At 54.0% G+C, this 15,084-nt stretch carries 14 protein-coding genes; 8 read left to right on the top strand and 6 right to left on the bottom strand.

Features of this window, described 5'->3' with window-relative positions; all coding sequences use genetic code 11:
• The first annotated feature begins 188 nt into the window (after positions 1-188).
• The 3 genes from AAC060_RS13940 to AAC060_RS13930 all read left to right on the top strand — a co-directional run bounded on the left by AAC060_RS13940 (position 189) and on the right by AAC060_RS13930 (position 2,758).
• On the top strand, positions 189-482 hold the full coding sequence (locus AAC060_RS13940; protein ID WP_339827225.1) for a YMGG-like glycine zipper-containing protein: 294 nt from the start codon (positions 189-191) through the stop codon (positions 480-482).
• A gap of 69 nt (positions 483-551) precedes the next feature.
• Positions 552-1,940, top strand: coding sequence for an MATE family efflux transporter (locus tag AAC060_RS13935; RefSeq protein ID WP_339827223.1), 1,389 nt, complete (start codon positions 552-554; stop codon positions 1,938-1,940).
• Between the two features lie 143 nt (positions 1,941-2,083).
• Positions 2,084-2,758: an OmpW family outer membrane protein gene (locus tag AAC060_RS13930; protein ID WP_339827221.1), complete on the top strand. Its 675-nt coding sequence runs from the start codon at positions 2,084-2,086 to the stop codon at positions 2,756-2,758.
• A gap of 79 nt (positions 2,759-2,837) precedes the next feature.
• On the opposite strand, the gene AAC060_RS13925 is transcribed toward AAC060_RS13930, so the two are convergent.
• The gene (locus AAC060_RS13925) at positions 2,838-3,287 is read right to left on the bottom strand and encodes a vgr related protein (RefSeq protein ID WP_339827220.1); all 450 of its coding nucleotides are present in this window, start codon (positions 3,285-3,287) and stop codon (positions 2,838-2,840) included.
• Positions 3,288-3,299: 12 nt separating this feature from the next.
• Positions 3,300-3,749, bottom strand: coding sequence for a copper chaperone PCu(A)C (locus tag AAC060_RS13920; RefSeq protein WP_339827218.1), 450 nt, complete (start codon positions 3,747-3,749; stop codon positions 3,300-3,302).
• Between the two features lie 191 nt (positions 3,750-3,940).
• Between AAC060_RS13920 and dnaK the strand changes: the two genes are divergently transcribed.
• Positions 3,941-5,890 carry a molecular chaperone DnaK gene (gene dnaK, locus AAC060_RS13915; protein WP_339827215.1) on the top strand — a complete coding sequence of 650 codons (1,950 nt, stop codon included), beginning with the start codon at positions 3,941-3,943 and terminating at the stop codon, positions 5,888-5,890.
• A 105-nt stretch (positions 5,891-5,995) separates the two neighbouring features.
• Positions 5,996-7,150 (top strand): molecular chaperone DnaJ, encoded by a 1,155-nt coding sequence (dnaJ, locus tag AAC060_RS13910; protein ID WP_339827422.1) that lies wholly within the window; start codon positions 5,996-5,998, stop codon positions 7,148-7,150.
• Between the two features lie 43 nt (positions 7,151-7,193).
• Here the strand turns inward: dnaJ and AAC060_RS13905 are convergent, their stop codons facing one another.
• Positions 7,194-7,613 carry a hypothetical protein gene (locus AAC060_RS13905; protein WP_339827213.1) on the bottom strand — a complete coding sequence of 140 codons (420 nt, stop codon included), beginning with the start codon at positions 7,611-7,613 and terminating at the stop codon, positions 7,194-7,196.
• Positions 7,614-7,991: 378 nt separating this feature from the next.
• Between AAC060_RS13905 and AAC060_RS13900 the strand changes: the two genes are divergently transcribed.
• Positions 7,992-8,633 carry a LuxR C-terminal-related transcriptional regulator gene (locus tag AAC060_RS13900; protein WP_339827210.1) on the top strand — a complete coding sequence of 214 codons (642 nt, stop codon included), beginning with the start codon at positions 7,992-7,994 and terminating at the stop codon, positions 8,631-8,633.
• Positions 8,634-9,067: 434 nt separating this feature from the next.
• Here the strand turns inward: AAC060_RS13900 and AAC060_RS13895 are convergent, their stop codons facing one another.
• Genes AAC060_RS13895 through AAC060_RS13885 form a run of 3 tightly spaced genes read right to left on the bottom strand, consistent with a single transcriptional unit; the run spans position 9,068 to position 13,196 of the window.
• Positions 9,068-9,463 carry a nuclear transport factor 2 family protein gene (locus tag AAC060_RS13895; protein ID WP_339827208.1) on the bottom strand — a complete coding sequence of 132 codons (396 nt, stop codon included), beginning with the start codon at positions 9,461-9,463 and terminating at the stop codon, positions 9,068-9,070.
• Positions 9,464-9,497: 34 nt separating this feature from the next.
• Positions 9,498-11,909, bottom strand: a complete 2,412-nt coding sequence (locus AAC060_RS13890) for a TonB-dependent receptor (protein WP_339827205.1) — start codon at positions 11,907-11,909, stop codon at positions 9,498-9,500.
• Positions 11,910-11,966: 57 nt separating this feature from the next.
• A complete protein-coding gene (locus tag AAC060_RS13885; protein WP_339827203.1) occupies positions 11,967-13,196 on the bottom strand; it encodes a cytochrome P450 in 1,230 nt (409 codons plus the stop codon).
• 315 nt (positions 13,197-13,511) lie between these two features.
• Between AAC060_RS13885 and AAC060_RS13880 the strand changes: the two genes are divergently transcribed.
• Positions 13,512-14,030 carry a winged helix DNA-binding protein gene (locus AAC060_RS13880; RefSeq protein WP_339827201.1) on the top strand — a complete coding sequence of 173 codons (519 nt, stop codon included), beginning with the start codon at positions 13,512-13,514 and terminating at the stop codon, positions 14,028-14,030.
• Positions 14,031-14,344: 314 nt separating this feature from the next.
• A complete protein-coding gene (locus tag AAC060_RS13875) occupies positions 14,345-14,950 on the top strand; it encodes a DUF6445 family protein (protein ID WP_339827199.1) in 606 nt (201 codons plus the stop codon).
• Positions 14,951-15,084: the final 134 nt, after the last annotated feature.

Below are 15,084 nucleotides of genomic sequence, written 5' to 3'. Positions count from 1 at the left end.
GGTTGGGCCGCTTGCACAACAGAGGGATGGTATCAAATGAAAGCAGATCGGGCAAATCGTAATTCCTTTGTGGTCTTCGGAACAGCTGGTCGCGCGCATGACGCGCTCCGGCCCGCAATCGCTATCCATTCAGGAACCTTCGTCGTGCGGGAGTGTTCTTGTGTCATTGGACAATTTTGAGGAGTAGGATGATGATCAAACTAGCAAGCAAACTGGCATTGGCCGGAACCGCTGCAATCAGTCTTTCGGCTTGTGCCGGAAATTATGCGGCCGAAGGTGCTGGCGCGGGCGCTGCAGCCGGTGCCGCTATCGGCGCGATTACGGGTGGTGACGTATTGCAAGGCGCCGCCATCGGTGCTGCAGCAGGCGCAGCCGGTGGTTATTTCATCGACAAAAATGACGGCTGTGACGGCTATGACCGCAACGGACGGCTCGACGATGATTGCTATGGAACGCGTGGCTATCCCAAAGACCCCAGATAAGTGGACTGACCGCTGAGCCAGCACTGAGTTTCACTGGCTTAGCAAGACGGCTTGGGCTAACGCGCGGCGATGAACCGCGCGTCCCCTAGCCTGCAAGAGCAACATCCCTGGCGGCACGAGTTGCGCGCCACGATCGCTCTTGCGTGGCCCTTGATCCTGTCGAACCTGACGATGGCGCTGATCGGCGCTACCGATGTTCTGATGCTCGGCTGGCTGGGTGCGCGCGAACTGGCCGCAGCAACGCTCGGCTTCAATCTGGCTATGACCGCTGCGATCTTCTGCATGGGGCTGATCACCGCCTCGGCGCCGATGATGGCAACTGAAATTGGCCGGATGCAGCATAGTGTCCGCGACGTGCGCCGCACGTTCAGGCAGGCCATGTGGACTGCGGTGGCAGTGATCTTGCCGTTCTGGATCATCCTCTGGAACACGGAAACCCTGCTGTTGCTCTTCGGCCAGCAACTGGATCTCGCTGCCATAGCGGGAACCTATATCAGCGCCTATATGTGGTCGATCCTGCCGTTCCTCTTCTTCATCATTTTGCGCAATTTCATTTCCGCGCTGGAACAGCCGGTCTGGGCGCTGATCATCAGCGTCATTGCTGTGTTGTCCAATGCCCTGTTCAACTATGCGCTTATTTTCGGCAAGTTCGGGGTCCCGGAATTTGGCGTGATCGGCGCCGGTATCGGCAGCGTGATGACCAATGTCCTGATGTTCGCGGGCATGGCGATCGTCGTGATGCGTCACAAGCGCTTTCGGCGCTATCATCTGTTCGGCCGCTTTTGGCGCAGCGACTGGCAGCGGTTTCGGATGATGTGGAAACTTGGTCTGCCGATTGCCGTGACCATGGGTCTTGAAGGCTCGGTATTCGGTTTCGCCGCACTGCTTATGGGGTTGATCAGCACGGCATCGGTTGCGGCCCATGCGATAGCCTTGCAGCTCGCCGCATTGACCTTCATGGTGCCAATGGGACTGGGACAGGCGGCGACCGTTCGCGTCGGCCTTCAATATGGCCGCAAAAATAAGGCGGGCATCATGCGCGCTGGCTGGGTCAGTTTCATTCTCGGCACCTCCTTCATGGCGGCCATGGCGCTGGTGTTTGTCCTCGCTCCCGACTTCCTGATTTCGATGTTCATCGATGCCAGCGCACCAGGCAATGCCGAGGTTGCCGCACTGGCCGTCAGTTTCCTGGCGATTGCTGCCATTTTCCAGATCGTCGACGGCGCTCAGGTTGTCGGCGCAGGCATGTTGCGCGGCCTGCACGACACGACCATGCCGATGCTGTTCGCATTGATGGGCTATTGGTTCATCGGCCTCGGTCTCGGTGCCAGTCTGGCTTTCTGGCAGGGCTGGGAAGGTGTCGGTATCTGGACCGGACTGGCCGGAGGACTGGGTGTGGTCTCGGTGCTGATGCTGGCCCGCTGGATGATGCGGGAGAAGCTGGGCCTGCTGCCGTAAATAGCTACATAAGACACCAGCGGTTTTTCATCCCGATTCAATGATATCGCTCTTTCCGGCTCCCTTCAGGGGAATTGCGTATGTCAGTCACTTTTTCCTCCCGCTAATGGCCTCGGTCACAAACCGGACAGGGAACGAATGACATGAAAAATACACTGAAATGGGCCGCAGCAACGGCGGCATTGGCCATGAGCGGAACGGCAATCGCCGGCTCCGGCGATGGCAAGATTCAGATCAAGGCGTTGGCTACGCTGGTTGCGCCCGATGGTAAAATTACATCAATTGAACTGGACAATATCGGATTGCCTGCCGGAACCCAAACCAAAGCCGATGATAATTTTGTTCCGACCATCGCTGCCGAATATTTTTTCACGCCGAATATTTCCTTGGAAACCATCTGCTGCGTAACCCAGCATGATGTCACCGGCACTGGAACTCTGGACGGTGCCGGACTGGTGTCGAACGCCAATATCATTCCCGCGACCCTAACCGCGAAATATCATTTCGGAGATGGCAACGGATTCAAGCCTTATGTCGGAGCCGGGCCGACCTATTTCATTTTCATCGATGAAAAAGCCGGCGCAACGGCTCAGACACTTGGTGCCACGCGGCAAAAAATGAACGACAAGGTCGGTTTCGCTCTGCAGGCGGGCTTTGATTTGCCGATCAATGACAAGGGGCTGGGCCTGAGCGTTGATGCCAAGCGCTATTTCGTCAACACTACGGCCCGCTGGTTTGCCGGCGATACCGAAGTATTGAGGACCCGTCACAGGATTGACCCGTGGGTTGTCAGCGCAGGACTGGCCTATCGTTTCTAGGAAACGGGCATAGCGAGCAAAGCAATGGTGGTCGGGTGGAGCGCTTCCCGACCATCTTCATTTCTGCCGGTATCATGGTTTAAAAAGGGAGGAAATTATCATAATCTGCGATACGGTAACCGTTCTTCAATTGCGCCCCCCGCCTCAGCAGAAAATAATGGCTCACAATCTCGGCCTGCTGTTCAATGCCATATTCCGTAAAAGCCTTCCCCGGAAGCAGTTCATAATCGTAGCGGCAGAACGGATGGCGTGCGAGGGGTAGGAAGATGCCTTGCTGATGCTGCCACACATGGACCATTTCGTGGATGAAAAGCGCCTGGACATTCTGCGACGATCCACAAAAATCGTCGCAGAACAGATTGCTTTTGGGATGAAACCAGAGATTGCCATCGGGCGCCATGGTGACGCGTGGATTCTGGAACAGCCACCATTTGCGGTTGAAGACCGTCACCTTGTCATAATCGATTGCTTGCCCGAAAACGGACAGGCAAAGCGAGGTTTCAGATGGAGTTAGCGCGCGGCCGGTCACCGGAGTGCCCGATTATTCAGCAACCGGCGCTGGGTCGCCGGCATTTTTTACCACGGCGTTAATCTCGATGCGATCGTCGTTCGAATAGATTAATGTCATGGTCAGCAGTCCGCGTTTCTTGGAACCTTCACCCACGCCCCAGATCATCAAATGCTTCCCGCCGGGCTCCAGCTTTACGGTTTTGCCCGCTGGAACCGGAATAGACTTGAGTTGGGCCATGCTCATCATGCCGTCTTTCTCGGTTGTTTCGTGCATTTCCATGCGCAAGACATCATCGGATATGACGCTCACCAGTTCGACATCCACGCGGCCACCGTGCAGATCCATATAACCGGCCGACGGATTTCCTTCCACCGGAGACAGGTTTACTACCGCTTTGTCGGCGTAGAGTATGTCTCCCTGACCGCAGGAGGCCAGTAAAAGTGATGTCGATGCGGCAAGCATGATAGAGATCTTGTTCATTATATACCTCGTTAAATCGTTGCAAATCTGTCCCGATATGGTTGTTTTGCGTTGATTTTTCAAATGTAGGAGGACTCACGTCTTGTGCCAAGAAAAATGCCACCTATATCGCTTGACGAAGCCGTAACGGTGCCACTTGACTAGGGCCGGGCGGCAATTTTGCTAATGTTAGAAAATTGATTGAGGGATTTATGGGTAAAGTTATTGGAATCGATCTGGGCACCACCAACAGCTGTGTTGCCGTTATGGATGGCGGAAAGCCAAAGGTTATTGAAAATTCAGAAGGCGCACGGACCACACCGTCCGTCGTCGCATTCACCAAGGATGGCGAGCGCCTGATTGGTCAGCCGGCCAAGCGCCAGGCAGTGACCAATCCGGAAAGCACGATTTTCGCCGTGAAGCGTCTGATCGGTCGCCGGTTCGATGATCCGATGACGAAGAAGGACATGGAACTTGTTCCTTATGAAATCGTCAAGGGCAGCAACGGTGACGCCTGGGTGAAAGCCGGTGGCGAAGATTACAGCCCGTCACAGATTTCTGCTTATACTTTGCAGAAGATGAAAGAAACGGCAGAAGCCTATCTTGGCGAAACCGTGACCCAGGCCGTGATTACCACGCCTGCCTATTTTAACGACGCCCAGCGTCAGGCAACCAAGGATGCGGGCAAGATTGCCGGTCTCGAAGTATTGCGTATCATCAACGAGCCAACCGCTGCGGCGCTGGCTTATGGTCTCGACAAGAATGACGGCAAAACCATTGCTGTTTATGACCTTGGCGGCGGTACGTTCGATATTTCGATCCTGGAAATCGGCGATGGCGTTTTCGAAGTGAAATCGACCAACGGTGACACGTTCCTCGGCGGTGAAGATTTTGATGCCAAGCTGGTCGAGTTTCTCGCCGCTGACTTCAAGAAAGCCGAAAGCATCGACCTTACCAAGGACAAGCTTGCTCTGCAGCGTCTCAAGGAAGCTGCTGAAAAAGCAAAGATCGAACTGTCCAGCGCGCAGACGACCGAGATCAACCTGCCGTTCATTACCGCAGATCAAAACGGACCGAAGCATCTGGTCAAGGCGATCAGCCGCTCCGATCTGGAAAAGCTGGTGGGCGATCTCGTCAAACGGACGCTTGAACCTTGCAAAAAAGCTCTCAAGGACGCTGGCGTCGAAGCCAAGGACATTGACGATGTCGTGATGGTTGGCGGTATGACCCGTATGCCCCTGGTTCGCGAAACCGTAGAGAAATTCTTCGGCCGGGAACCACATGTTGGCGTGAACCCTGACGAAGTTGTTGCCATGGGCGCGGCTATTCAGGCCGGCGTTTTGCAAGGCGACGTCAAGGACGTATTGCTGCTCGACGTGACACCATTGTCGCTGGGCATCGAAACTCTCGGCGGCGTGTTTACCCGCATGATCGATCGCAACACAACGATCCCGACGAAGAAGTCGCAAGTCTACTCGACCGCTGATGACAATCAGGGCGCTGTGACGATCCGTGTCTTCCAGGGCGAACGCGAAATGGCGGCGGACAACAAGATGCTCGGCCAGTTCGATCTGGTTGGTATCCCTCCCGCACCACGCGGCGTGCCGCAGATCGATGTGACTTTTGACATCGACGCCAACGGCATCGTCAACGTGTCGGCGAAAGACAAGGGCACCGGCAAGGAACAGCAGATCAAGATCCAGGCTTCTGGCGGTCTGAGCGATAGCGATATCGACCAGATGGTTCAGGACGCCGAGAAATTTGCGGAAGAAGACAAGCAACGGCGTGCCGAGGCGGAAGCCAAGAACAACGCGGAAAGCCTTGTCCACACCACAGAGAAACAGCTTGAAGAGCATGGCGACAAGATTGACGCCGACTTGAAGGGCCAGATCGAAGCAGCAGTCAAGGATACCAAGGAAGCCATCGAAGGCGGCGATCCCGAAGCGATGAAGACCAAGTCTGAAGCGCTGGCACAGGTTTCCATGCAAATGGGTCAGAAGATCTATGAAGCCGAGCAGGCTGCTGGCGGCGACGCCGGTGATGCCGCTGCCGCCGATGCGGCAGCCAAGGCTGCAGACGATGATGTTGTCGATGCCGAGTTCTCCGAAGTGGATGACTCTGACGACAGTGACAAGAAAGATGACGCCAAGGCGGCTGAGTAAATATTGGGACGTCGTTCCCGAGCAAGCGGGATTCGCTGGATTTAACGCCAGCGTCTCCCGCTATTGCCGGGGCGACGATCCTCTCGCTTTGGGGGAAGCATGAGTATGGCATCCGAAATCGATTATTATGAGCAACTGAATGTGTCGCGCGATTGTGATGGCGCGACCCTGAAATCTTCGTATCGCAAGCTTGCAATGCAGTGGCACCCGGACAAGAATCCCGGCGATGACGCAGCGGAAGCCAAGTTCAAGACGATCAGCGAAGCCTATGATGTATTGAAGGACCCTCAGAAACGAGCGGCCTATGATCGCTATGGCCACGCTGCATTCACCAATGGCGGCGGCAACAACGCTGGCGGCGGTGGCGGTTTTGGCGGCGCAGCTTTCAATGACATTGGCGATATCTTCGAAACTATTTTTGGCGGCGGCAATGGTGGTGGCTTTGGTGGTCAGCAGCAGCAGCGCGGCCCGGTTCGAGGCGCAGACCTGCGCTATGACATGGAAATCACGCTCGAAGATGCGTTTCATGGCAAGCATACTGAAATAGAAATCGATGTATCGGTGGGCTGCGATGAATGCGACGGTTCCGGAGCAGAGCCGGGTACTGGCGTTCGACGTTGCGATACCTGTCAGGGACACGGAAAAGTCCGTGCACAGCAGGGCTTTTTCGTGGTCGAGCGGACCTGCACCAGTTGTCAGGGGCGTGGCGAAGTCATCGAAACCCCGTGCCACGCCTGTCAAGGCGAAGGCAGGGTAGACAAACCGCAGACTCTGGAAGTTGATATCCCTGCGGGTGTTGATTCCGGCACGCGTATACGTCTGTCCGGAAAGGGCGAAGCGGGCGCACGTGGAGCCCCGGCTGGCGATCTCTATATTTTCATTCACCTGTTCCGGCATGATATTTTTGAACGTGAAGGAACCACCTTGTTCACTCGCGCGCCGATCAGCTTCACTCTGGCTGCTTTGGGTGGTGAAATCACCATTCCCGGTCTCGATGGTGAAAGACATGCCATCCGTATTCCGGCGGGAATCCAGAGCGGTAAGCAAATCCATCAGCGCGGTGCCGGCATGCCGGTTCTGCGCGGACGCGGCAATGGCGATATGGTGATCCAGATCGAGGTCGAAACGCCAACTAAGCTGTCAAAACAGCAGCGGCAAATTCTGCGTGATTTTCAGGCAACCGAAACCGGTGACGAAACACCCAATTCGACCGGTTTTTTCGGAAAATTGAAAGATGCCTGGGAAGATTTGACCGAGTAAATTCGCGTCGTCTGCGGCAGTAGCGGTGCGGTTTCGAGATTATCTAGTCGGAAGCCGCGCTATATCTGTCGTTTTCCTGTTTCTGCGGGGCGATGAAATGCTTTGCTGCTTCGTGATTCGAGGCAGCAATGTTGCGTGTTTGTTGCATTATAGTTTCGACATTCCCGAAACCGGTCTTGGTCAGTGAGATATTGTCACAGGCAACGTTCAAGCATCCCTCGACCGTCTGTTCAAAGCCGCAAATGATACCGTCGGCCAAAAGGACCTTCAAATATCGCACGACCTGACGATGGTTAAGATCGAGGCTTCTGGAAATTCCATTAGCATCCGCCGGAAGGCCATTTGTTCCATGGCTATATAACAACAATATTATGTCCCAGAATTTACTGGCGAAATATTGTTCGTTAAATAATTCACTTCTGTTTTTCCGGATGGTAACTATTTGATCAATATAAATTTTCATATTGATAAAAATAGATGGAATATTAATTCGAATTCATAAGTCATAATATTCAGTTCATCTTTTTTAGGAGATTCGTTTCGCGGCTGCTTTATGGGGCATGCCGTTTGAACACACGTCACGCTATTGCGTGACATATTTTTCGGATCAATGGCCGGCTTTTGAGCATTTATGGCACTTCTATCCTATCCTGCAATTTCACTTCGGCTATAGACGTCTCGTCGTAATGTTATGTTCGAGGGCTAGTGATCAGGATTTTTGGCCGTATTTGAATGGACATTCCGGCTAGAAATGTGTGGCTAGAGTGTGATATTTCAATGGGATCCGGTAAAAGACGGGAGTTCGGTCTATTCGGAGCTGAATGATCTGTCTGATCTATTGATGGCCAACGGTGTGGCAGCCATATCATATCACATCACCCCACCATTTTATTCTCAGGTATCAAAACGTTCGTCGGTGTTTCATTCCGGATACCCGCAAGACATAGTGGCCGCTTACCTGGATCCGGATTTCATGGAATCCGATCCCATTCCCGATCATGTCATGTCTGTTGGCCATGTGATGACGTGGCAGGAGGCCGTTGCCGATCAAAAATTGACAGGAAAACAAAGGCATTTTTTGAAGGTTGCGATCGAGAAGGGCTTTATAGATGGCGTGGCAGTCCCGCTTTTCGGTCCGAAGAGCAGAAACTCCTATCTATCGATGAATTTCGGTAAAACCATCGATTCAAGCGATGCGGAAATTGTCAGGCCGTTGGTAAGCATTGCCCAGTCCTGCCACAGAAGAATTTGTTCGATTATCAATGAAACTGGCGACGGTGCAGCGACACTTTCTGAACGGGAAAGCGAGGTCTTATACTGGATTTCTCGCGGCAAATCGAATGGAGATATGGCAACCATATTGGCCATTTCCGAAGCGACGGTAGACACCTATATCCGGCGTCTGTTCAAGAAGCTTGATGTCCACGATCGCATATCTGCCGTAATCGTCGGGCTCAGCAGTTCTCTGATAAAATTGCGGTGAATGCTGCTTTTCCGGCAATGAGAGATCGGGCTGCAGTCTCAACCAGAAGGACGTCACTCCACCGATCGTAACTTGATCCGCTATATAATTTGCGGTGGCTCCAGGCTTGAACGGGATAGTAAGCGGGTCAGGAAGGGACCAGCCAACCCGACCCGCTTGATTGATGTTCAGAAGCTTGTTTCTTAGCTGCATCGAACTGGACATGTGTGGGGATACCGCCAATCCGAATTGGAATGTTTCCGCCAAATCATCAATCAAAATTAGGAACGGTCAGAATCGGGGCCGATTAACTGGTGGTGCTGTAATTATTTCACCCTGTCTCCCGGTTTCGAACATGAAGATCGGGACGGCCACAAATCAAGGCCTCCTGGTAAAAGCCGGATCAACGCATCAACCCTGGAAAAACTGCGGTGATTGATGGCCGAGGGTTTGATTTACGCAGCAAAAGCGTTGGCGGCTTCGACGGTGTTCATGAAATCGCGAAACAGGAGCCATTTTTCGTCCGCCACGGTGATGACATGGACGAAGTCTGACTCGATCTGTCGTCCGGTAGAGCGGGCGGTGAGGCGGAGGTGACCGGTGACGACGACCTTGTCGCCCTCGCAGATGTACTCCTCCGGATCAAACTGGTGGATATCGACCGAGGACAATACCGTTTCGAAGAAGCTGCGCGCCTGCTCGAGGCCCTGGTAGGTTCCGGCATAGGGAATGACCTCAGGACCATAAAACTCGATCCGGACATCGCGGTGCAGCCATTGGACGATCGTGTCGACGTCCGCGGCACCAAAGGCGGTGAAGATATTCTTGGTCACGTCAATCGGGGCGATCATGGATATTCTTCCTTATATTTTTGAACAATTGGCATCAGAAATTGAACCGCAGGTCGACGCCATAGGTCGCCGGTGTGCCGAGCGGCCCGACAAATTCCGCGCCGTAGACGGTGCCGGTCAGTATCTGGTTGGTGAAATAGGTCTCGCCGGTCAGATTGTCGCCGAACAGGCGGACGCTCCACTTGTCATCGGCGCTGGTGAAGCCGAGGCTGGCGCGGAGCAGGCCATAGCTTTCCTGTGACGCGGCATCGATGTTGAAGACAGTGAAGTAGGTCTTGCTCTGCCAGTGATATTCGGCGCGTGCCGTTACATGACCCGCATCACCCACTGGCTGCTCCACCTGACCGGCAAGGCTGAACTTCCAGCGCGGCGCGCGCGGCAGACGCAGGCCGTCGAGATTGCGGACCAGCGAGCCGGGAGCGTCAGTCAGCGGAGCGGGACGCAATGGTTCTGTCAGCTGGCCCTCGGTAAATTGCGCATCAACATAGGTCAGCGCGCCTTCCAGCCGGAAGAAGTCGGTCGGGCGGGCGACGGTTTCGACTTCAAAACCGCGTACTCTTGCCTTGCCGACATTGCGGATGATCGGCTGATTGCCAACGCTGTCCTGCGCCTGCAGGTTGGTATAGTCATACCAGAATGCCGAGCCGTTGAGCATCAGGGCGCGGTCGAGCAATTCGGTGCGGGCACCAATTTCATAGGACCAGATTTTTTCCGGCTCGAACGGGTCGCGCTGGCTGCTGCCGATATTATAGCCGCCGCTTTTGAAGCCGCGCTGGATAGAGGCGTAGAGCATCACGTCGTCGCTCGGTTTGAAATCTATACCGAGCTTGGGCGTGAATGCCCTGAAGGTCGTCGGGCCGTTGACGGGAGCGATGATGAAGCCGAACGGATCGGGCTGCGCCGCATCGCGGTCTTCACTGATCGCATCGGGAAAGAAGATCGTGTTCGGCGCGATTCGGATATCGGGAAGCATCACGAGATCAAAATTCTGCCGACCGTCTCGCCGCTCTTCGCTATAGCGACCGCCCAGCCGGACGGTGATCTGGTCCGAGACTTCCCATTGCGTATCGAGATAGGCGGCCCAGGCCTTGGTCTCCTGTTCGCCGCTCAGATGCAATTCGCAACACAGGTCGCTGTCGGGAAAGACAACTGGGAAGGGCGGCAGAACACCGGCTGCTTGCAAATCCGTGAAACCCTGAATGAGAATGGGTTCCCAGAAATTGCCGAAAATATCATTGTCGATGATATTGCGCTCTTCGAAATAATAAGCGCCGGCAATCCACGAGAAGGGTTTGTCGGTGGGCGAGCTCAGCTGCACTTCGCCGCTCCACTGCCAATGATCTTCCTCGCGCCCGACATAATTGACATAGGCATCCGACAGATCGAATTCATTTTGTGAAACCGGGTTGGTATCGCGATAGCTGCCGATGACTTTCAGATTATATTCGGCGATATCCCAGTCGAGCGTGGCTCCGAGGCCCCAATTTTCGACCTTGTTGAAATAGGCGGCATCGGAATAAATGCCGCGGGAAGCGGCTTCGGAAACACGGCCCGCATTTTTCATCCCGAAATAAGGCAGGGTTTGCGACCCTTCGCGCGTCCCGTACCAGCCCGGAATTTCGTCGGCATAGCCTGCGCTGGCGTAGAAATAGGCATTAGCCTTGTCGTCGGCGCGGTAATAGTCGCCGTTGAGGGTCAGGGTAGCGTCGGGAGAGAGATCGGCCTCCACTGTGAGCCGGATAGAATAATCCTCTTTGTCTTCCACCCGCTCGGTACTGTTGTCGGGTCTGGTCACCGTCGCATAGCCGTCGCGATCTTCCCATTGAAAGGCGAGGCGTGCGCGGATCGCGTCATTGATTGGTCCACTCAAGGCACCGGTGACCCGAAATCGATCATAGTTGCCGACCGTCAGCTGGAGATTGCCTTCGAGAATATCGGACGGGCGATTGGTCACGATATTGACCGCACCCGCAGTCGCATTGCGGCCATAGAGCGTGCCCTGTGGTCCGCGGAGCACTTCGATACGTTCGATATCAAAAAATTGCGGACCGATTGCCGCGGGGCGGCTGATATAGACGCCGTTGATATAGGTCGCGGTCGAGCTGTCGGTGCCGGCGATGATCGTTGGTGTGCCGATGCCGCGGATGAAGATTGATGTGTCGCCCTGATAGGTGGAAATCTGGACACCGGGCGCGATGGCACCGACTTGTTCTATCGAGGTGATCGACCGGTTGGCGAGTTCATCGCCACCGAATGCGGTGATCGACAAAGGTGCATCCTGAATCGATTCTGCGCGGCGATTGGCGGTCACGATGATGACATCACCTGTGCTTTCTTGCGCTTCCTCGCTGGCGTCCTGCTGGGCGTAAAGCGGAGCTGGTTCTGCCATGATGGCGAGCAGGCTGGCCGTCGCGAGCACAGCTTTCTTGTTGTTCCGAATGTTCATCTCGTCCTCCCTCTTTCGGTGATTTTGCTCACCGTTGTTTTTGAATATTTTCTGTTTCTAATCCCGAGCGCGAAAAATTACCGGGTTGCTGTGCAGCCCGTGGTTGAGCAGGCTGACATCCTGCCAGACCGCTTCGCCTGCGCGTTCAATCTGCTTATATCGGTCCCGCAGCATGCGTGCGGTGGACTCCGCTTCCAGCTGCGCCAGCGGAGCGCCGAGACAGCGATGGATGCCATAGCCGAAGCTCATATGGCGATTGGCATTCTTGCGGTTCAGTTGGAACTCATACGGCTCTGGAAAAGTCTCCGGATCATAATTGGCCGCGCCGAAGAAACAGGCGACCCAATCGCCGCGCTTGATATCGGCATTGCCTATCGTGATGTCGCGGGTTGCCACCCGGAATAGCCGCTGCGGCGGGCCGTGAAAGCGGAGGGTTTCCTTATATATTGCGTCGAACAACGTCGGGTCCTCGACGAATCCCTGCCAGATGTCGTTGAAGTCGGCGAACACGGCGATCAGATTGCCGAGATAGAAAGAAGTTGTCTCCGCCCCGGCGACGGTGGCGGTCATGCAGAAGCGGACTATTTCTTCGAAAGACAGGCTGTCGCCGTCGACTTCGGTGCGGATGAAGGCGTTGAGCAATGGGCCGGGCGTGTTTTGGCCTTTGGCAATCCGGTCGATATGCTCTCTGACATGCTCTGCAAAGAAGCCCATTGCTTCTTCATTATAAGCTTGCCGTTCCTCCGGATATATGTCGGCGGACAGCATGAAGGCGGATGCCCAGTTGCGTACGTCGTGGTCCATATTTTCCGGCATGCCGAAAAGATAGGCCATCACTCTGCTGGGCAGCATCGCACAATATTCGGCCATGACATCGATGGTTTGGTCGGTTGTGAAAAAATCGTCCATGGTCTTGGTGACCAGCGCATCTACTGCCGGCGCCAGAGATTTGATCGATGCAGGTTGAAAAACCTTGGTTGCAATTTTTCGCAGGCGGGTATGTTCCGGCCGATCGTGATTGACCAGCATTAGCGAAGGCGCGGAGGATTCTTCCTGCAAGCTGTCCCTCGAAGAGAAGCTGTCATGATCCCAGGCGACTGCGGCGACATCATCGAAGTTGAGCACCACCCAGGATGGTTTAGGTTCGTCTACCCCCGGCATCGTGCCGGGAGGAAAATCGCGATAACCGAAAACCGGCGACTGATCGCGCAGCAGATCATAATAGGGATAGGGATTCCGGATCACTTCCGGACGGCTCAACTGGTCGGCGCTAAACGCGGTTTTCATGTATCCTCAACCTCATATATTTATATGTCGTAACGACATTGTTTCTTATCGACACAATAGAGATTGGGTAATAAATTTGTCAACTGAGCTCGCTGGATTGAAAGGAAATTTTATTTAACTGCTTGATTATAATTGATTTAATTATAAAGCTGATCAATGATGATAGATATCCAAAGGGCTAAAATCGCGAATCTTGCGCACAAAAGTTTTTGATTTTTAAGTAGGAGGAATAGACTTTTTCATGATATTCGTTCATCGAGCATGGCGATCCGTGGATGACGACAGCGGGCGGACATTCCAACAATGGAGTATAGAGTGAAGCAGCAGTCTGATTTCGGCATAGACTATCCCATAAAACGGGAAACTGCCCCGCAAAACTTCCTCAAGCTATTCTATCCGTTCCATTATTCGGTGGGCATGGCGGTCGAAAAACATCTGAGCGGGTCCAATCTGACCCGGCACCAGACGGTGATCCTGTGGATCATCCATTCCAAGGGCACGGATCGCAATACGATCCATCGCAAGACGATCGAACGGTTGATCGGCGAATGGTATGAATTGGGCAGCCCGGCGATTTCGAAAGTCTTGCGCGCCATGGCGGAAAAAGATCTCAATCTGATATCGATCAAGGAAAGCAAGGCGTCGGCGCGGGAGAAGGTCATTCGTCTGACGAAAAAGGGTCAGGCAACGGTGAATGAAATGATGGAGCGGACAGAGGCTTTCATCGCATTGATCTCTGACCAGTTGACCGATGAAGAGATTGCAAATGGTATGGAATTCATGAGCAGGGTTGGCGCGATTGTCGAAGGTGGCTTTGCCGGTCGCAAAGAATAGGTTTGAGACTGGCGAACCCAAGGCCCCAAACAAATGGCTGGAGGTTAGGGTGAGAAAATAATGTCCTACAGCAGGCCATTCATGATAGGGATGCAAAATGTCTAATCTGCCATCTCTTCAATATTTATATTATCTTACCAGTAGGTTAAGGGGTATTTCTGACGTCGATGCTAGGGCAGGATTCTTTTTCTTTAACACTGTAAAGTTTGTAAAGTTCATCAGACTACTCGCTCGTAATATGAACGGCTGGGTGCGGATATCCTCCATGAGTGCGCCGCGATGATTGTTTTGCCGTCTCGTCGGAGAGTTTTTTGATGCTGCCGTCGCTGCTTATTCTGGACGATTTTATCTCCGATCCATTGGCGGCGCGCAACGCCGCTCTGGCGCTCGATTATGATCCGCAAAACAAGCATGGCAATTATCCTGGCCATATCTCGACCAGACCGCTGGATATTCAGGGACTCGACGAGCGGATCTCCGGGATCATCAACGCACCGGTGAAAGCCGCGCCGAATACTAGCCATTTGCATTGCCGGATCACCCTGAAAGGCGACAAGGGGCGAAGCGGCGTGCATATTGATCCGGCCTTCTATTCCGGCATTCTCTATCTCTCGCTCCCCGAACATTGCAAAGGCGGCACCGAATTTTTCCGCCACAAACGCACCGGTCTGGAACGTGTTCCGACAGATATGCCGGGGATCATCAAAGCCGGCTATTCCGACATAAATGCGTTAATCGAGGATGTGGTCAACAAGGACACCAACCATCCGGCAAAATGGGCGAAGGTGATGACGGTGCCGATGCGCTTCAACCGGCTGATCCTGTTCAGTCCTTGGATGTTCCACAATAGCGGGATGGCATTTGGCAAGACGCCGCAGGATGGACGGCTGGTAAATTTGATGTTTTTTGCCAAGGGATAGCGGTTGCTGCGTATCGATGTTAAGTCGCTAGAATAATTGTCACCCCGGCGAAGGCTCGGGTCTAAACCGATGGAGCTGGGGTAACCGATAGCCAACCAAAACCACCGGATCGACGAGAAAAAACAGGAGACCCT

This window comes from uncultured Parasphingorhabdus sp. (assembly GCF_963975555.1).
In the GTDB taxonomy this organism is placed as follows: domain Bacteria; phylum Pseudomonadota; class Alphaproteobacteria; order Sphingomonadales; family Sphingomonadaceae; genus Parasphingorhabdus.
This window is presented reverse-complemented; position numbering and strand designations above follow the sequence as displayed.

Excerpts from the sequence above, each read along its gene's own strand:
- AAC060_RS13885 (WP_339827203.1), bottom strand. The coding sequence starts at position 13,196 with ATGAAAACCGCGTTTAGCGCCGACCAGTTGAGCCGTCCGGAAGTGATC.
- AAC060_RS13890 (WP_339827205.1), bottom strand. The coding sequence starts at position 11,909 with ATGAACATTCGGAACAACAAGAAAGCTGTGCTCGCGACGGCCAGCCTG.
- AAC060_RS13900 (WP_339827210.1), top strand. The coding sequence starts at position 7,992 with ATGGCCAACGGTGTGGCAGCCATATCATATCACATCACCCCACCATTT.
- dnaK (WP_339827215.1), top strand. The coding sequence starts at position 3,941 with ATGGGTAAAGTTATTGGAATCGATCTGGGCACCACCAACAGCTGTGTT.
- AAC060_RS13940 (WP_339827225.1), top strand. The coding sequence starts at position 189 with ATGATGATCAAACTAGCAAGCAAACTGGCATTGGCCGGAACCGCTGCA.
- AAC060_RS13930 (WP_339827221.1), top strand. The coding sequence starts at position 2,084 with ATGAAAAATACACTGAAATGGGCCGCAGCAACGGCGGCATTGGCCATG.
- AAC060_RS13920 (WP_339827218.1), bottom strand. The coding sequence starts at position 3,749 with ATGAACAAGATCTCTATCATGCTTGCCGCATCGACATCACTTTTACTG.
- AAC060_RS13895 (WP_339827208.1), bottom strand. The coding sequence starts at position 9,463 with ATGATCGCCCCGATTGACGTGACCAAGAATATCTTCACCGCCTTTGGT.
- AAC060_RS13905 (WP_339827213.1), bottom strand. The coding sequence starts at position 7,613 with ATGAAAATTTATATTGATCAAATAGTTACCATCCGGAAAAACAGAAGT.
- AAC060_RS13935 (WP_339827223.1), top strand. The coding sequence starts at position 552 with ATGAACCGCGCGTCCCCTAGCCTGCAAGAGCAACATCCCTGGCGGCAC.
- dnaJ (WP_339827422.1), top strand. The coding sequence starts at position 5,996 with ATGGCATCCGAAATCGATTATTATGAGCAACTGAATGTGTCGCGCGAT.
- AAC060_RS13875 (WP_339827199.1), top strand. The coding sequence starts at position 14,345 with ATGCTGCCGTCGCTGCTTATTCTGGACGATTTTATCTCCGATCCATTG.